This is a genomic window from Ralstonia pickettii, from assembly GCF_001699815.1.
GTDB lineage: Bacteria > Pseudomonadota > Gammaproteobacteria > Burkholderiales > Burkholderiaceae > Ralstonia > Ralstonia thomasii.
In genome coordinates this window covers 48,894-64,109 of the sequence record NZ_MCGB01000007.1, presented here as the reverse complement: position 1 = coordinate 64,109, position 15,216 = coordinate 48,894, and the positions used below count along the sequence as shown (strand labels likewise).

At 61.5% G+C, this 15,216-nt stretch carries 15 protein-coding genes and 1 pseudogene; 12 read left to right on the top strand and 4 right to left on the bottom strand.

Annotated elements, in window-relative coordinates; translation table 11 throughout:
* Positions 1-474: pseudogene (locus BEK68_RS01275) on the bottom strand (DUF2029 domain-containing protein); the annotation flags it as partial.
* 965 nt (positions 475-1,439) lie between these two features.
* Between BEK68_RS01275 and BEK68_RS01270 the strand changes: the two are divergent.
* The 12 genes from BEK68_RS01270 to BEK68_RS01215 all read left to right on the top strand — a co-directional run bounded on the left by BEK68_RS01270 (position 1,440) and on the right by BEK68_RS01215 (position 12,448).
* Positions 1,440-1,607: a Flp family type IVb pilin gene (locus BEK68_RS01270; protein WP_004629688.1), complete on the top strand. Its 168-nt coding sequence runs from the start codon at positions 1,440-1,442 to the stop codon at positions 1,605-1,607.
* Positions 1,608-1,755: 148 nt separating this feature from the next.
* On the top strand, positions 1,756-1,926 hold the full coding sequence (locus BEK68_RS01265) for a Flp family type IVb pilin (protein ID WP_004629689.1): 171 nt from the start codon (positions 1,756-1,758) through the stop codon (positions 1,924-1,926).
* A 46-nt stretch (positions 1,927-1,972) separates the two neighbouring features.
* Positions 1,973-2,143, top strand: a complete 171-nt coding sequence (locus tag BEK68_RS01260) for a Flp family type IVb pilin (RefSeq protein ID WP_004629691.1) — start codon at positions 1,973-1,975, stop codon at positions 2,141-2,143.
* Between the two features lie 89 nt (positions 2,144-2,232).
* Entirely contained in the window at positions 2,233-2,778 is a 546-nt protein-coding gene (locus BEK68_RS01255) for an A24 family peptidase (RefSeq protein WP_004629693.1), read from the top strand.
* Between the two features lie 59 nt (positions 2,779-2,837).
* The gene (locus BEK68_RS01250) at positions 2,838-4,277 is read left to right on the top strand and encodes an ATP-binding protein (RefSeq protein ID WP_249262877.1); all 1,440 of its coding nucleotides are present in this window, start codon (positions 2,838-2,840) and stop codon (positions 4,275-4,277) included.
* Positions 4,278-4,326: 49 nt separating this feature from the next.
* A complete protein-coding gene (gene cpaB, locus BEK68_RS01245; RefSeq protein WP_004629697.1) occupies positions 4,327-5,178 on the top strand; it encodes a Flp pilus assembly protein CpaB in 852 nt (283 codons plus the stop codon).
* A gap of 115 nt (positions 5,179-5,293) precedes the next feature.
* Positions 5,294-7,285, top strand: a complete 1,992-nt coding sequence (locus BEK68_RS01240; RefSeq protein ID WP_012435005.1) for a type II and III secretion system protein family protein — start codon at positions 5,294-5,296, stop codon at positions 7,283-7,285.
* A 25-nt stretch (positions 7,286-7,310) separates the two neighbouring features.
* Positions 7,311-7,649, top strand: coding sequence for a hypothetical protein (locus BEK68_RS01235; RefSeq protein WP_004629701.1), 339 nt, complete (start codon positions 7,311-7,313; stop codon positions 7,647-7,649).
* A gap of 116 nt (positions 7,650-7,765) precedes the next feature.
* Positions 7,766-8,974, top strand: a complete 1,209-nt coding sequence (locus tag BEK68_RS01230) for an AAA family ATPase (RefSeq protein WP_004629703.1) — start codon at positions 7,766-7,768, stop codon at positions 8,972-8,974.
* A gap of 39 nt (positions 8,975-9,013) precedes the next feature.
* The gene (locus BEK68_RS01225; RefSeq protein WP_012435004.1) at positions 9,014-10,378 is read left to right on the top strand and encodes a CpaF family protein; all 1,365 of its coding nucleotides are present in this window, start codon (positions 9,014-9,016) and stop codon (positions 10,376-10,378) included.
* A 64-nt stretch (positions 10,379-10,442) separates the two neighbouring features.
* Entirely contained in the window at positions 10,443-11,420 is a 978-nt protein-coding gene (locus tag BEK68_RS01220; protein ID WP_004629708.1) for a type II secretion system F family protein, read from the top strand.
* 65 nt (positions 11,421-11,485) lie between these two features.
* Positions 11,486-12,448, top strand: a complete 963-nt coding sequence (locus BEK68_RS01215) for a type II secretion system F family protein (protein WP_004629709.1) — start codon at positions 11,486-11,488, stop codon at positions 12,446-12,448.
* 834 nt (positions 12,449-13,282) lie between these two features.
* Here the strand turns inward: BEK68_RS01215 and BEK68_RS01210 are convergent.
* Genes BEK68_RS01210 through BEK68_RS01200 form a run of 3 tightly spaced genes read right to left on the bottom strand, consistent with a single transcriptional unit; the run spans position 13,283 to position 15,203 of the window.
* On the bottom strand, positions 13,283-13,729 hold the full coding sequence (locus tag BEK68_RS01210; protein ID WP_004629715.1) for a TadE/TadG family type IV pilus assembly protein: 447 nt from the start codon (positions 13,727-13,729) through the stop codon (positions 13,283-13,285).
* Entirely contained in the window at positions 13,722-14,219 is a 498-nt protein-coding gene (locus BEK68_RS01205) for a TadE/TadG family type IV pilus assembly protein (protein WP_012435003.1), read from the bottom strand. The genes BEK68_RS01210 and BEK68_RS01205 overlap by 8 nt, the downstream gene beginning before the upstream one ends.
* A gap of 9 nt (positions 14,220-14,228) precedes the next feature.
* Positions 14,229-15,203, bottom strand: a complete 975-nt coding sequence (locus BEK68_RS01200; RefSeq protein ID WP_249262876.1) for a hypothetical protein — start codon at positions 15,201-15,203, stop codon at positions 14,229-14,231.
* Positions 15,204-15,216: the final 13 nt, after the last annotated feature.

Genomic DNA, 15,216 nt, shown 5'->3' with positions numbered 1-15,216 from the left:
CCCCGTCAACATGCCGATTGATTTGAAATAGACGAGCCCCGTGCCGGCCAGGAACAGCAGGTAGCTCAAGGTCAGCGGCAACAACGACAGCGGCAAGACCATCAGCAGAAAGGTCGGCGGATAGAGCCAGGGAAGGATCAGCTCAGCCCCCCTTCCCAACGTTCCATGCTCGGCGATCACCGCAGTCAGCTGGCGCACGTCGTATGCCTGCAGAGGGCCCTGCGTCAGCGCGAGATAGGAGGCGCCCCAGAACGCCGAGAAATCCGTTCCAGGACGCGCCATCGTCACATCGGTAAAGCCATTGCTCGTCCAGGCCCAGCCAAGCAGCAGCACGCAGAACAGAACCAGCAGCGCACCGCTGTAGGCGCGCACTCGGGCCAGATCGATCCAGTGGCCAGCAGCATGCTCAACGGTTGCACGAATTGCTGCTGCGGCGCTGCGCGTGGCTGGCAGACGCACAGATCTCTGGCTCATGCTGCTCCTCGCGTCGGTTCCGGGTGGTGCGCGGCACACGATGTCTGCGCTGCGCTGAGTGGGGCTTCGTCACGCGCGCGACAGCTTCACGCCGCGGGCGGGTCTTAGAGCCCAGTCTTGTTCGTGCACTCGGATAAGGCAAGGTAGGGCACGCGCCTGCGGTCTGTGTTTAGCGCCGCCCGAGCGTCGAAATTGCATCGACGTTTCAGCACTGAAGCGCGGGGACATTTCCCGCGATGCGTTGTGGCTACAGCCTTGCTACGCGCAACCATCAGAGCGATACGCCAGGAGGATCCATCAACGTTTCCATCCGGAAACGTCGCCCCGCTATGGACACACCCTCGGCTGGGGCACGGTGAGGAGGCTGACGCAGACCCCCAGCCTACCCGACGGCGATTTCCACCATCCACTACGCTACCCCCCCACCTGTCCATTTGAATGAGGACACCCCTGTGCTGCGTCATCCCTACGTAGCCTCATCCAAATCGACGTGCCGCGCCACGCGTTTCCCCCTGGCAACTCCGCCCCCGAGAACGCGGGCACCAACCGTCATGCACGCGCCCTCGAATTCAGCCAATCGCCCGCAAAGCCTTGTCGCACATGGAAGTGCACGGGGGTGGCCCAGCTCTTGCCTATGCCAGATCGCAGGACATCGTCACCGCCGCCTTGAACGGGGAGCAGCAAGTTCACAGCAGAAGGCGAAGCGAAACGGAATCTCCAATTCAAAGCATCGAATTGAAAAAAAGGGATCGAGACAAATGCCGACCAACAACGCGCTCACATCGCCCACACGGGACAGCACGCTGCGCGACACCGCACGGTGCGTGTCACGTGAGTTCCTGCGGGCAGGTGACGGCAGCCAAGGCTGCTGGCCGTTTCATGCTTGTGCCATCTGTGCGCCGCCGACATGACCTCTTTCATTCTGGCTTTTCGAACGCGCATTTTTTCCACTGAAGGAGATTGTCATGAACTACCTCAACGCACTCAAGCAATTCGCCCGTGATGAAGATGGTGTGACCGCCATCGAATACGGCCTGATCGCCGCCCTGATCGCAGTCGTGATCATCGCCTCGGTCAAGCTCGTGGGTCAGAACCTGAGCACGGTGTTCTCCAACATCGCCGCGGCACTGTAAGTGCACCGATGTTGCAAACGCGAGGCTCACTGCATTGATGCCCAGCAATGCATGCCAAGCGAGTGCAAGCGTGGGTTGCCATGAACATGGCAACCCACGCTCCAGCAACAACGGGCAAAACTTCTAACAGGGTCAAAGGGAGATTGTCATGAACCGCTACAGCACGCTTCTACAGCAGTTCCTGTACGACGAACAAGCTGTCACTGCGATCGAATACGGCCTGATCGCGGCATTGATCGCCGTGGTGATCATCGCTTCCGTTCAGCTCGTCGGCACGAATCTGAGTACGGTGTTCTCCAACATTGCAGCCGCGCTCTAGCGGATTGTCAACTCGGTCAGCTACCGGCGCTACGCAGGAGACCAGCATGCATAAGCCAATCAACCCCAGGAAGTGGCTGCGCGACGATCAAGGCGTTACCTCGATCGAGTACGCACTGCTGGGTTCACTTATCGCGATCGTCATTCTCGGCTCCGTCGTGGCGCTGGGTAGCGGTGTGAAGTCTCTCTACGAAATGATCGCTGCGGCCATCCCGTGATGTTGCGCTGCACCGAATAACTACAACTTTTGCAAGACCCGACCTCATTGAACTGAACACGCAACCGCACCAAAGAACCCGAGGACACCATGAACGACGCCACCCTGCTCTCGTCAATGATTGGCCCCGTTGCAATGGGCGTGGCACTGATAGCGGCGGCCATCGACGCGCAGCATCGCCGCATCCCGAACTGGCTGACCTTCGGTGCATGGCTTGCGGCGCTGCCGTTGCAGGTAGCAGTCCATGGCTTCGGCAATGGCGCGCTGGAGTGGACGTGTGGCTGGCTTACGGGCCTGGCGATCTTCCTGCCCTTCTATCTGCTGCGCGGTATGGCTGCGGGCGACGTGAAGCTCATGGCTGCCGTAGGCGCGTGGCTTGGTGCGTTCATGGCCTTTGAGATTGCAATGGCCACGTTCGTGATCGGCGGCATCTGGGCGCTGCTATTTACCCTCCGGCATAAGCGCATGGCGCAGCTGCGCCGGAACCTGCGCGACGTCCTGTTGACGTCGGGGCAGGTCAGCCGGGAAGCCGGCGCGCCCACCCCGCAAGCCGATGCCTCTTGGTCGGTGGGCACGTTGCCGTACGGCGTTGCGATTGCCGCCGGCACGATTGCAGTCCTGTTTGCGTCGGCCTGATGCGCGATTTGCACATCTGGGCGCGCACTTCGTATTCACTCAGCCAAATGGTGATGAAGATGATCGGGGACCAAAAAATCGAGCACACAGAATTCGGGCACGCCCAACATGCGCCGCGCTCGCTGGAGGCGGTGCCATCGCCCACCGGGCTGGACGCCGCCCGTCGCGAGCCTGCTGCCCCATGGCACATCCTGCCGCGCACCGTGGCCGAAACGGGCCTGGACATCTCGTTGCTGCTCGGCCTGCTCATGAAAGTGGCCTACCTGCATCGCAGCGCCACGCTGGTCATGCTGATGGACACCATCAAGCTCCCCGCCATGGTCATCAATGAAGTGGCCGCCTACGCCGTGCGCGAGCGCATGCTGGAAGTCGCCCACCGTGGCGCCAACGACCTGGACGTGCGCTTTCACCTAACCGACGCCGGCTATGTCCGCGCTGCCGAATTCACCGCGCGCTGCAGCTATGTCGGTGCCGCGCCTGTCACGCTGGAAGCCTATGTTGAATCCGTTCAACGGCACTCCATCCAGTTCGCCTCGTTGTCCAAGACTGATGTCACCGCCGCCTTCAGCACGTTCGTCATGCCGCCGGACCTGCTCGACGATGTGGGCGTCGCGCTGAACACGAGCCGTGCGTTGATGCTCTACGGCCCTGCCGGCGGTGGCAAAACTTATCTTGCCCAACACCTCGGGATGCTGCTGCCAGGCACGGTGCCGGTGCCATACGCCATCACCATCGCCGGCGAGATCATCCAGATTTTCGACCCGCTCGTGCACGTAGCGCAGGAAGACGAAGACGGCCCCGTGGCGCGTCGCCCGCTGGACCGCCGCTGGCAGATGTGCCATCGGCCCGCGGTGCTCTCGGGCGGCGAACTGACGCTAGAGATGCTGGAGCTGCGCTATGACGGCACGACCGGCTTCTACCAGGCGCCCCCGCACATGAAGGCCAATTGCGGCATCTACATCGTCGATGACCTTGGCCGCCAGCAAGTGGGCGTGAGCGAACTGCTCAACCGCTGGATCGTGCCGCTGGACCGCCGCGTCGACATGTTCTCGCTGCGCAATGGTGTGCGGTTCTCCGTGCCATTCGATGTGTGGCCCGTCTTCTCGACCAACCTTGAACCGGCTCAGTTGGGCGACGACGCCTTCCTGCGCCGGCTCGGCAGCAAGCTTTACGTGGGCCCGCTCTCGGTGGCCGATTATCGCGAGGTCTACCTGCGCGCTGCGCAGGATCTCGGCCTGCAGAACGCTGATGCCGCCTTCGATTATCTGCGCGAAGCGCTGCACGAAGTCAGCGGCAAACCATTGCTGGCCTGCATTCCACGCGATCTGCTGCGCTTGGTGGCCTCGGCCGTCCAGTACCACGGTGGCCCATCCGAGGTAACCGCAGAGGCACTGCGCCGCGCGTGGGACATCTACTTCTGTTCGCACACAGATTTCAAGGCAACCGACTCCATGAGTGCGGGTATGGGCTGGCGGCAGGACAAGCAGGCTCACACCTGAGCCTTGCCTATTCGATCCGCTCTATTGATCTCAGAAGGGGGAACTCATCATGAAAAACGCGCGTGCAATCGTGATGCTGATCGTCGCATTGGTAGCGGGGATCGCGGCCGTTGTCTCTGCATCACGTTGGCTGTCTCAGCAGTCAACCAGCTCAGTCAAGCAAGTCGTGGTGGCCGCCAGCGACATGGACCTCGGCCAACCGCTGGGCAATGAGCAGCTGCGCACGGTCAGCTGGCCGGCGGGCAGCTTGCCACCGGGCACGTTTGACGACCCCAAGGCGTTGCAAGGGCGCGTGGTGCGCGCCAGCCTGCAGAAAGGCGAACCGATTCTGGAAAACAAGCTCGCGCCCATCGGTACCAAGGGCGGGCTTTCCGCCGTCATCGCGGAAGGCAAGCGCGCCATTACCGTACGTGTGAATGACGTGGTGGGCGTAGCGGGCTTTGCGCTGCCGGGCAACCTGGTCGACGTGATCGTCAACACCAACGAAGACGCGAAGAGCGCGAGCAACAATAACAACAGCATTTCCAAGATCGTGCTCGAAAAGATCCTGGTGCTGGCAGTCGCGCAGCAAGTCAGCCGGGACGATACCCAGCCCAAGGTCGTCAACGCGGTGACGCTGGAAGTCACACCCGATCAGGCAGAGAAGCTCGATGTGGCGCGCAGCGTGGGAACGCTCTCGCTGGTGCTGCGCAACCAAGTCGACGTGGCCGCCACAGCAACCGGCGGCGCCACCAAGGGCACCTTGCTGGGCACGCCCGCAGCCGAGCCCGCACCCAAGGTGGTGATGGTCAGCACGACACGTGCAACCGCCAAGGTGCGCCACGTTGCCTCGGGCCCGATCCGGCAGCGCGACTGCATCGGTGTGCTGGCCGGCGTGCAAGGCAGCATGGAATGCTTCTGACCCTCCACACACCTGACAGTCCTTCAACACAACACGTAGCGCAAGTCGAGGTTAACCAGCCACAGCGTATCAACCGCATTTTTACCTTGTGCAGCAGACCCTCGGGGGGGGAGATATGAAGACGAACCAAAAAACCAATGGCGCCAACGTCACGCTACGTGGCGTACAGGTCCTCGGCAGCACACGCATGCTCATTCTGGCGAGTGCCGCCGGTGCCATGCTCTGCATGCCTACGCATGCGACAGCACAAGCGGCCATGGAGGCAGGCGCCGTAGCCAAGTCCACCACAGCACCGGTCGTGATGCAGTCTCGCGCCGGTGCATCCGCACCGGTGCAGATGACGATCAGCATGAACCCGGCGCTGGCGACCGCACCGGTGGCCGATGTACGCGGGCCGAACTGCACGGGCGCCGTGCGCGGCGAAAGCAGCGTGGTGGTGCCGGTTGGCAAGTCTTCGCTCATCTCGCTGCCGGAGCCCGTGCGCAATCGCACGCTGGGCAATCCGGCTGTGGTGCAGGCCACCATGGTGTCGCCGCAATCCATGTATCTGCTGGGCCGCAGTGTGGGCACCACCAACATGATCGTGCAGGGGCGCAGCGGCGCCTGCAGCATCGTCAATGTGGTAGTTAACGCCGATGCCGGTGGCCTGCAGACTTCGCTCGCGCAGCTGATGCCGGGTGAAAACAAGATTCGCGTGATGACCGCGGCAGACAGCCTTGTACTGGCCGGCAACGTGTCGAGCGCACAGGCGGCGCAGCAAGCCATGGAAATCGCCCACGCCTATGCAGCTTCTGCACAAAGCGGTGCGGACAAGGGCGGCGGTGCGGCAGGTGCACTCGGCGGTGGTGGTGCCGCCGGCGGTGCCAACGTCATCAACATGATGATCGTGGATACACCGCAGCAGGTCATGCTGGAAGTCAAGGTGGCGGAAGTGTCGAAGACCCTATTGAACCAGCTGGGCTCGGCACTCAATGTCCAAGGCGGATTCGGCTCGTGGAGCGGCGGCCTCCTGACCTCCCTGTTGACCGGCTCGTCTACCGGGTTCTTTGCCAACAAGGCGAACAACCGGCCCTTCCAGGTTGAGTTGGATGCGCAAAAGAACGACAGCCTGGTGAAGATCCTTGCCGAGCCGAATCTCGTCACGCTCAGTGGCCAGGAAGCCAGCTTCCTGGCAGGCGGCAAGATCTACATCCCGGTTGCGCAGAGCAGCAGCTCAGGTGGCGCTCCCACCATCACGCTGCAAGAGGAGGAGTATGGCGTTGGCCTGAAGTTCACGCCAACCGTAATGGCCAATGGCCGCATCAACCTCAAGGTGGCACCGGAGGTATCGGAACTTTCGCCCACGGGCGCAACTGTCACCGGTGCCAACACGAACGGCCAGACCATCCTGCCGCTCATCACCACGCGGCGCGCCTCCACCACCGTGCAGATGCGTGACGGAGAGAGCTTTGCCATCGGTGGGCTGCTGCAAGACAACGCGCGCGGCTCACTGAAGGCATTGCCCGGCGCGGGTGAAATCCCCGTCCTGGGCACCCTCTTCCGCAGCACGCAGTTCCAGCATGACCTGACGGAGCTGGTCATCGTCATCACGCCGCGCCTGGTGCAGCCAATGCAGACGGCCTCGTATCCGCTGCCGACTGACAGCTTCTCGACGCCCAACGAGCTTGCCGTCTACCTGACGGGCAACATGGAAGGCTCCGGCGCCAAGAACCGCGCGGCCAAACCAGCAACGGCCGCCGCACCTGCAACGGCACCGCAGGTACCTGCGCAGGTACCGAGCGCACCCGCTGCCCCCAGCTCGCAGGCGCCGATGCCGGCTCCGGTTGCGCCCGCACCGGTCGCTCCGGTCATCCCTGCACCACGCACTGAGGTGAGCATCGCCCCGCCCACGCAGCCGGCAAACGGTGCGCCCGAAAAACCGGCGGCCGCGCAACCGGTTTGGGAAACCGCGCCCGTTACAACATCGGCCACGGCGCCCACGGACGACAATGCCGCGCGTGTTGCCCGAATCGAAGCCACTGCGGCACGGCTGGCCCAGGCCAGAACCAAGACGCAGGGCCGGCAGACGGCAGTGGCCGACACGACCACAACCCCGCAGACACGCTAACCCGGGAACCATGTGGAGATATGCCATGAACACCAATCTTAAATACCTGCAACGCGCCGCACTCGTGATCCTGGCTTGCCAGGCCCTGACTGCCTGCATGACCACGACACCCAACTGGGACAAGCACTTCGGTGAGGCCGTCACCAGCGTCAAGCAAGCACAGGTGATCAATCCCGACGCACCGGCCGGCTTGCCCGCTCTGGATGGCTATGACGGCAAAGCCGCCGTGGCCGCCATGAGCAACTATGACCGCTCGATGACCCGCTTCCCCGCTGGGGGTACTGGCACCGGCAGCGGTGGGTACGGCGGATTCGGCGGCAGTGGATACGGTGGTAGCGGAATGTCCGGCAGCTTCTCGCGCTGACAGTACAGGGCGGGTGCCCATGCTGCACCCGCCATCGCCAGCCTGATACGAGGCCAGCCCATGCGCGGCGCGATGCAACGACATACAAAACACACGATCGAACGGGGAGCTTTGCCATGCTCAAGATCTTGATTGCCTCCGAAGACGGTGAACGCCTGGCTGACCTTGCGCGCCTCGTAGCCGCCGCCGGCAGCTACCAGGTCATGCACCTGCATGCTGCACCGGGCAGCCTGTCCACGCATGCCTGCCAACTGCGCGGCGCGGATGCGCTCATCATCGACCAGCCGAGCGGTGGCCCGAGCCAGATGCTGAGCATCGAACTGCTGCGGCAGCAGTTCGCCGACCTGCCGTGCATCCTCGTCACGCAAACCCAGGAGCGCGACGACCTGATTCGCGCACTGCGCGCAGGCGTCAGCGACATACTGACTTGGCCGCTGGAACGCGCCCAACTGACGACAGCGCTCACGCGGCTGGAAACCAACCACACCCCGAGAACGCGCGAGGAAGCGCGCGTAATCGCCTTCATCTCCAGCAAGGGCGGCGCGGGTTCCAGCTTCATCGCCAGCAACGTCGGCTATACGCTGGCCGCACACGAACACAAGCGCGTGCTGTTGATCGACCTGAACACGCAGTTCAGCGACACGCACTTTCTGGTGAGCAACAAGACGCCACCTGCCACGCTGTCCGAAGTGTGCGCACAGGTCGACCGGCTGGACGATGCCTTCCTGGAAGCGTGCTTGACACGCGTAGCCAAGGACTTTGACGTCCTGGCCGGCGCCAGCGATCCGATAAAGGCGGGCGAGATCAAGAAGGACAAGATCGAGTACGTGCTCTCGCTGGTGTCACCGATCTACGACTTTATCCTGGTGGACGTCGGGCAGGCGATCAACCCGCTGTCGATTGCGGTGCTCGACCACTGCGACCAGATCTGCGTCGTGGTCCAGCCGACCATTGCCTTTGCCCGCACGGGGCGGCGCCTGCTGGATATCCTGCACGGCCTGCATTACCCCCCCGAAAAGCTGCGCATCCTGGTCAACCGGCATGGCAAGCGCGACGAGCTACCACGCAGCACGCTGGAGCAAGTCTTCGGACAGAAGCTCTTCCATGTGCTTCCTGAAGATGCGGCCGCGGTGGATGACTCCATCTGCCAGGGCATGCCCATTGCCCAGCATCACCGCAGCAGTGCCATGACCAAGGCGCTCATGGCCTTAGGCAACGTCTTCGCCACAGCGCGCGAGAACGATCGTCATGCTTCACAAGAGAAAGGTTTCTCCTTGAGCAAGTTCTTCTCGCGGGCCAAGACGTCGTCTCCGAACATTGCCTGAGTTTCTCCTGTCCATTTCGCCAGTCAGACGGAGCCCATCATGTCGATCCGCGAACAACTCTCCCGCCCGGAACACGGGCCGCTGTCCATGAACGGACACGCACCGCACCACCACAATGTGGCGGGCCATCCCGCCTACCGGGACTTCAAGAAAACCGTGCACGAAGTGGTGCTCGACCGCGTGGATCTGGAACGGCTGGCCCGCTTCCCGATCGAGCAGGTGCGCCACGAGATCGGCACCCTGGTCAACAACATCATCGACGAAGAAAAGCTGCTGCTCAATGACACCGAGCGTCGGCAGATGACCACTGATGTGTATGACGAGATGTTTGGCTTCGGCCCGCTCGAGCCTCTGCTGCAGGACCCGACGGTGTCTGACATCCTGGTCAACACGGCCAAGCAGGTCTACGTTGAACGCCGCGGCAAGCTGGAGCTTACCGACGTCACCTTCTACGACGATGCACACCTGATGAAGGTGATTGAGAAGATCGTCTCGCGCGTGGGGCGTCGCATTGATGAAACCAGCCCGATGGTGGACGCGCGCCTGCCCGATGGCTCGCGGGTGAACGCCATTATTCCGCCCTCGGCCATCGATGGCCCGCTGCTCTCGATCCGCCGGTTTGCGACCAACCCGCTGCAGGTGTCGGACCTAATCGATCTCAAAACACTCACACCGCCCATGGCCAAGCTGATGCAAGCCTTGTCGCAAGCCAAGGTGAACGTGTTGGTATCGGGCGGCACGGGCAGCGGCAAAACCACACTCCTGAACATCCTCTCGGGCTTCATCCCGGCAGACGAGCGGATGGTCACCATCGAAGATGCCGCAGAACTGCAACTGCGCCAACCGCACGTGCTGCGCTTGGAAACGCGCCCGCCCAACATCGAGGGTAAAGGCGAGATCACGCAGCGTGCACTGGTGCGCAACGCCCTGCGCATGCGGCCAGACCGCATCCTCCTGGGCGAAGTGCGCGGCGGCGAGGCCCTGGACATGCTCAACGCCATGAATACCGGTCACGAAGGGTCACTCACCACCGTGCACGCCAACACCCCGCGCGATGCACTGACGCGCATGGAAAACATGGTGAACATGGCAGGCCTGAACCTGCCACCCAAGACGATCCGGCAGCAGATCGCCTCGGCCATCACCGTGATCATTCAAGTGGCGCGTTTGACGGATGGGCGCCGCAAAGTCATCAGCATCCAGGAGATCACCGGCATGGAAGGCGATGTCATCAACATGCAGGAAATTTTCACCTTCCAGCGCACGGGCATCGCGCAAGACGGCTCCGTCAAGGGGCACTTCCGCGCCACAGGTGTCTATCCGAAATTTGCCGAAAGACTGCGCGTGTTCGGGGTGGGCTTGCCAGACGAGACCTTTGACCCGCAAAGGCACTTTGAGGTTTAAAGGCTTGAAGCCAGAGCCACCACCAGTGTGGTCCAAGCGCGATCTAGAAACGGGGGCACCCTAAATGAACGAAATCTTCTACGCGTTCGCAATCCTGCTGTTCGCGGCCGTCGTACTCTGCATCGAGGGGGTCTACCAGTGGTGGAACAACTACCACGGCCCCGAGGCCAAGCGCGTTGATGCCCGCATCCGCGCGCTGTCCGCGGGCGGACACATCGGCACTGAACAGCTCTCGATTCTGAAGAAACGCCTGCTGAGCGAATCGCCCCAGTTCCAGCGCTGGTTGATGAGCCTCCCCCGCGTGAGCACGATTGACCGTTGGCTGGAGCAATCCGGCAGCGCTTGGTCGGTCGCGCAGCTCCTGGGATACACCATCCTGACTGGCGCCGGAGTGCTGGCAGTAGGTGCGTTGCTGCCGGTCCCGTTTGGCATCGTGACGGCCTGCGCGTTGCTCATGTCTGCGCTGCCGGTCTTGCACATCGCATCGCAGCGGCGCAAACGCCTGAAGAAGCTGGAGGCGCAGCTTCCCGACGCGGTGGACATGATTGCCCGTGCACTACGTGCCGGCCACTCCTTCGCCAGCGCGCTAGGCATGGTCGGGCAAGAGATTAAGGAGCCCATGGGTCCCGAGTTCCACACTACATTCGAAGAAATCAACTACGGCGTATCGCTCGATGAAGCCTTGACCAACCTGGCCAAGCGGGTGCCCGTCAATGACCTGCGCTACTTCGTGATTGCCGTGCTAATCCAACGCGAAAGCGGCGGCAACCTGGCGGAGATTCTCGACACAATCGGCAACCTTGTGCGCGAGCGCCTGAAGCTGTACGACAAGATCCGCGTGCTGTCAGCCGAAGGGCGTTTGTCGGCGTGGATTCTCGGGCTGCTGCCCTTCTGCACCGCCGGCATGATTCTCCTTGTCAATCCCGACTTCATGAAGGTGCTATGGACGGACCCGATGGGCCTGAAGATGATCGGCCTGGCGCTGTTCAACATGGTGATGGGCCTGATCTGGATGCGCAAGATCATCCGCATCCGGGTCTGACGGACGTGCGATATGCAGCACGGGAACCTCACAACGTGACTTCGTATTCTTGGGGGGAGGCGATCATGCAAGCGCTCTATTCCAATCAATATTTCATCCTGGTCCTGATCTTCGTGGCTGCCTTTGGCGGTGCGCTCGGGCTATTGCACCTGTTCTCTCCGAACCGCGCACGCGGGCGGATACAACAGATCGGCGGTCAGACCGTGGGTGCAGACCTGGCCGGGGGCCCTGACCATGCCTGGGTAGAGAAATTGGCCACGTGGGCCAAGCCGGTCTCGCAACTGTCGTTGCCCAAAGATGGCTGGGAGAACTCGCAACTGCGCATCCGCTTCATGAATGCCGGCTGGCGGCAACCGTGGGCGCCGTCGCTGTACTTTGCTGTGAAGACGGTGCTCGCGATCCTCTTACCGCTGGCGGCACTGCTGGTGCTGAGCAGCCGGCCGGAACATCACGACCAGGAGGTGGTCCTCGCTGTTCTGGGGCTGCTGAGCGCCATTGGCTATTACCTGCCCAATGCGGCACTGGCACGCAAGGTCGAGCATCGTCAGCGAGATGTATTTGAAGAATTTCCCGATATGCTTGACTTGCTCACGGTGTGTGTAGAAGCCGGGCTCGGCCTGGACGCTGCCATGATGCGCGTGTCGGACGAACTCGCGCTGCGCTGCCCCGTAATGGCTGAAGAAATGGAACTCACGCTGCTGGAACTGCGTTCCGGGTTTCCGAAGGAAAAGGCACTCACCAACCTGGCGCTGCGCACCGGTGTGGAAGACGTCGACCGGTTTGCATCGATGCTGATCCAGGCTGACCGTTTCGGTACCAGCCTTGCCGACTCGCTGCGCGTGTTGTCAGACATGCTGCGTACCAAGCGCCGCATGCGTGCCGAAGAACAGGCCGCCAAGATCGCGCTGAAGCTGCTCTTCCCGCTGATCTTCTTCATCTTCCCTACGCTGCTTCTGGTGTTGCTCGGCCCAGCATTCATCCAGATCTACCGTGTGCTGCTGCCGACCATGACAGCCTCGGGAGGCTGACATGCGAGCGCGCAAATAACTGGTAGTAACGGCCCCCGGACTATCACCTGGCGTATGTGCTAGCGCGGTGGTCCTGTTCCCGGACGCGCGCCGGGTTTTTTCCTTTGTATCTTTAGCGTTTGGGGTTGGGCTTCGTGGTGCGTCGGCTTCGGGGTTGAGCTTGGTGGTTTGCCCTCCTTTCGCGCCCTGCCAGGGTGGCCCTTTGTGGTCCATTCCCTCTTTCATTTCCTGCCGGGCTTGACCGACTCTCTTGGTCTTGCCAAAGAAACTGAGCAAAAAAGGCGTGCCCGAGACGGCGACTGCCTCTTGGATTTGCGTAAGTCGGGAGAGGTTGGGAGGAGTCGCTTCGCTCGGACAGTTCCCCACCTTTTTCCCGGCCGTTTGTAGAAATTCAAAGCGACATCTCGTGCGGGGAAATCAAAGACCAAACCCTCTGGACGCCAGCCCAAACGACAAGGCCAACCTCACGATGGGCTGGCCTTTTTCTTTAATGTGCTGAACGTGGCGCCGAAACTAAGAATCAACTCAACCTACACGGCGAGTAAAGCTGCGCCGACCTCTATACGATTTGATCGTCCCCGCTCTTGATGGCGCCTTGGATTTTGTTGCGAAGAAAAGGAAGCGGAAACTGCCTGAGCGCAGCAAGTTTTTCCCTTCCACTGCGACATAAATTCAAGGAGTCTTTCGCCATCTCGGGCACGCTTTTTTTGCTCAGTTTCTTTGGCAAGACCAAGAGAGTCGGTCAAGCCCGGCAGGAAATGCAAAAGGGGATGGACCACTAAGCCCATCCCCCGAAAAAACAGTGGGCCAGACCCACACCATTAAGAAGCTGACTCAGGAGCAGACACTACTGCTATTAGGGTCCTGCCCCATGATCTCCCGCGGCAAGTAAGTAGAAAACCCCGGCACGGCAAGCCGTGAAAATCCAATCCAGGTAGCCGGCGAATAAGGCGCCACCGTCATACCGGTCACGCTGACTGCAACACCACCGCAGCTCGTAGCGTCACAGCTGGTACTCACCGCCCCACTGGTGTCGTACCACTGCACCGACACATTCGCAGACGTGAGCGTCGGAAGAATGGTCTGCATCTTACCCAACACAGATGTCGACCCCTGCCCGCAAACCACCGCCTGTCGCGCCCCCCAGCGCGTCGCTTCTCCCACGGCGTTCCAGGTAAAGAGAATGCGCCCAAAGTCGAGGATGCCAAGCAGTACCGTCAGAAAGAGCGCCACCACAATGGCAAACTCAACCGCCGTCGTTCCTTTCTGATGTTTATTCATAGGACTGCCTCATGGTCACTGAGATGTTCCCAAATGGGAACGAAGTGATCGACCCTTTGCCGCCCGCATAGAATCGCAGGAACGCCATCATGTCGATCACCGGGTTGAACGTGTAGCCCGAGATCGTGACGGTGACGGTGTTGATGGCCGGGTTGGTCCCTTGCGCAATGTTGGACGTGCAGCTCGTGTTGGACGCATCGCAGATGGACACCATGCTCGATGTCAGCCCGGGGACCAGCGGCGCTTGCTTGCTGCCAACCGTCGGCGTGCCGTAGACCGCCAGATTTGTTGCAGTCGCATAGGAGGTCGCGTTGCCGGCGGCCTGCGTGCTCAGGTAGCGGGTGGCGTCTCGTGTGGCCTTTGCCAGGGTGTTGTAGGTGTAGATGGCCCGGCCGAACTCCGTTATCCCAAAGGTGATGGCCAGCAGCAGGCTGAGCATGATGGCCAGTTCGACCAGCGCCACGCCATGTTGTCGTTGTCGTGTCTTCATGGTTCGCTCCTACTGCACCAATGCTGGAACCAAAGGGCCCTTGCTGCCGCCTGCCAGACCACTGGGTGAACACGGGCTGCTGGCGCTCCCTGCGTTGCCCAGGAACTCGAACTGCGGCGTGTTGTGGACACCGTCAATGGGCTGCAACATCAGCATGCAGGCGTAGTCGATGATCTTTGACGCGGACGAGATGACGGGCACCAGGACAACGCGCCGGTTCACCCCATAGGTGGCAAGGTCGCCGCTGCTCCCGCTGGTAGCGAGGTTTTTGTAGCCGCCCTTGACGTTGAGCCCGGTGATCTTGTCGCCGCCGGAAACACTCGTACCGGTATCGTCATAGTTGGCGTAGGCAAGCCGTTTGTTCTTGAAGTTGGCAGCGCTCTTGTCGGAACCCGATGCCGGCGTGCCGCTGTAAGCGTTCTGCGGCACCGTGTTTGTCCAGTTGGTGGACGTGTAGGAGTAGCCCGTGAAATCCGGCTGCAGTTGCGACGCATTGGACTTGTTCTTGTAGATGCCAAAGCGTGCGTTCCAATTGTCGTCAACGGACACTTTCGCACCAGGCGTGCCCAGTTGGTCGCCGATCTTGGAATTGCAGTAGCCCTGATCCATTTCGGTCTTTGTCTCGTTGGCATTGGTGGAGCCGTCGAGGTTGTACCAGCCCATCTCACCTGGCGTAGTAGAGCCGCCTGAGTACAGCATGCTGACCCACTCACCAACCTGGAAACCATAGTTGGGTGCCGTCCCGCCGGTTTTCGGGATCAAGGCGACCGGAATCGGGCACGTGCTCTGCGCATGCACACGCGTGGCGACCGCCAGCGCGGCAACGGCATAGCTGTTGGCACCGCCAACGAACTTGATCAGGCGCGCCGTGATCCCACTTTTTGAGTGCTTGCACTTGACATAGCTGGACGAACTGGACGCCACTCCGGCCGCACTGTAGGTGCCGTTCAGTGCCGTGCTGAACGTGACGTCAGCATTGGCCAACGACGCAGAAGAT

Bases quoted from the DNA above. Each gene is read 5' to 3' on its own strand.
- BEK68_RS01235 (WP_004629701.1), top strand. From the start codon at position 7,311: ATGAACACCAATCTTAAATACCTGCAACGCGCCGCACTCGTGATCCTG.
- BEK68_RS01270 (WP_004629688.1), top strand. From the start codon at position 1,440: ATGAACTACCTCAACGCACTCAAGCAATTCGCCCGTGATGAAGATGGT.
- BEK68_RS01205 (WP_012435003.1), bottom strand. From the start codon at position 14,219: ATGAAGACACGACAACGACAACATGGCGTGGCGCTGGTCGAACTGGCC.
- BEK68_RS01240 (WP_012435005.1), top strand. From the start codon at position 5,294: ATGAAGACGAACCAAAAAACCAATGGCGCCAACGTCACGCTACGTGGC.
- BEK68_RS01225 (WP_012435004.1), top strand. From the start codon at position 9,014: ATGTCGATCCGCGAACAACTCTCCCGCCCGGAACACGGGCCGCTGTCC.
- BEK68_RS01220 (WP_004629708.1), top strand. From the start codon at position 10,443: ATGAACGAAATCTTCTACGCGTTCGCAATCCTGCTGTTCGCGGCCGTC.
- BEK68_RS01260 (WP_004629691.1), top strand. From the start codon at position 1,973: ATGCATAAGCCAATCAACCCCAGGAAGTGGCTGCGCGACGATCAAGGC.
- BEK68_RS01250 (WP_249262877.1), top strand. From the start codon at position 2,838: ATGATCGGGGACCAAAAAATCGAGCACACAGAATTCGGGCACGCCCAA.
- cpaB (WP_004629697.1), top strand. From the start codon at position 4,327: ATGAAAAACGCGCGTGCAATCGTGATGCTGATCGTCGCATTGGTAGCG.
- BEK68_RS01215 (WP_004629709.1), top strand. From the start codon at position 11,486: ATGCAAGCGCTCTATTCCAATCAATATTTCATCCTGGTCCTGATCTTC.
- BEK68_RS01255 (WP_004629693.1), top strand. From the start codon at position 2,233: ATGAACGACGCCACCCTGCTCTCGTCAATGATTGGCCCCGTTGCAATG.
- BEK68_RS01210 (WP_004629715.1), bottom strand. From the start codon at position 13,729: ATGAATAAACATCAGAAAGGAACGACGGCGGTTGAGTTTGCCATTGTG.
- BEK68_RS01230 (WP_004629703.1), top strand. From the start codon at position 7,766: ATGCTCAAGATCTTGATTGCCTCCGAAGACGGTGAACGCCTGGCTGAC.
- BEK68_RS01265 (WP_004629689.1), top strand. From the start codon at position 1,756: ATGAACCGCTACAGCACGCTTCTACAGCAGTTCCTGTACGACGAACAA.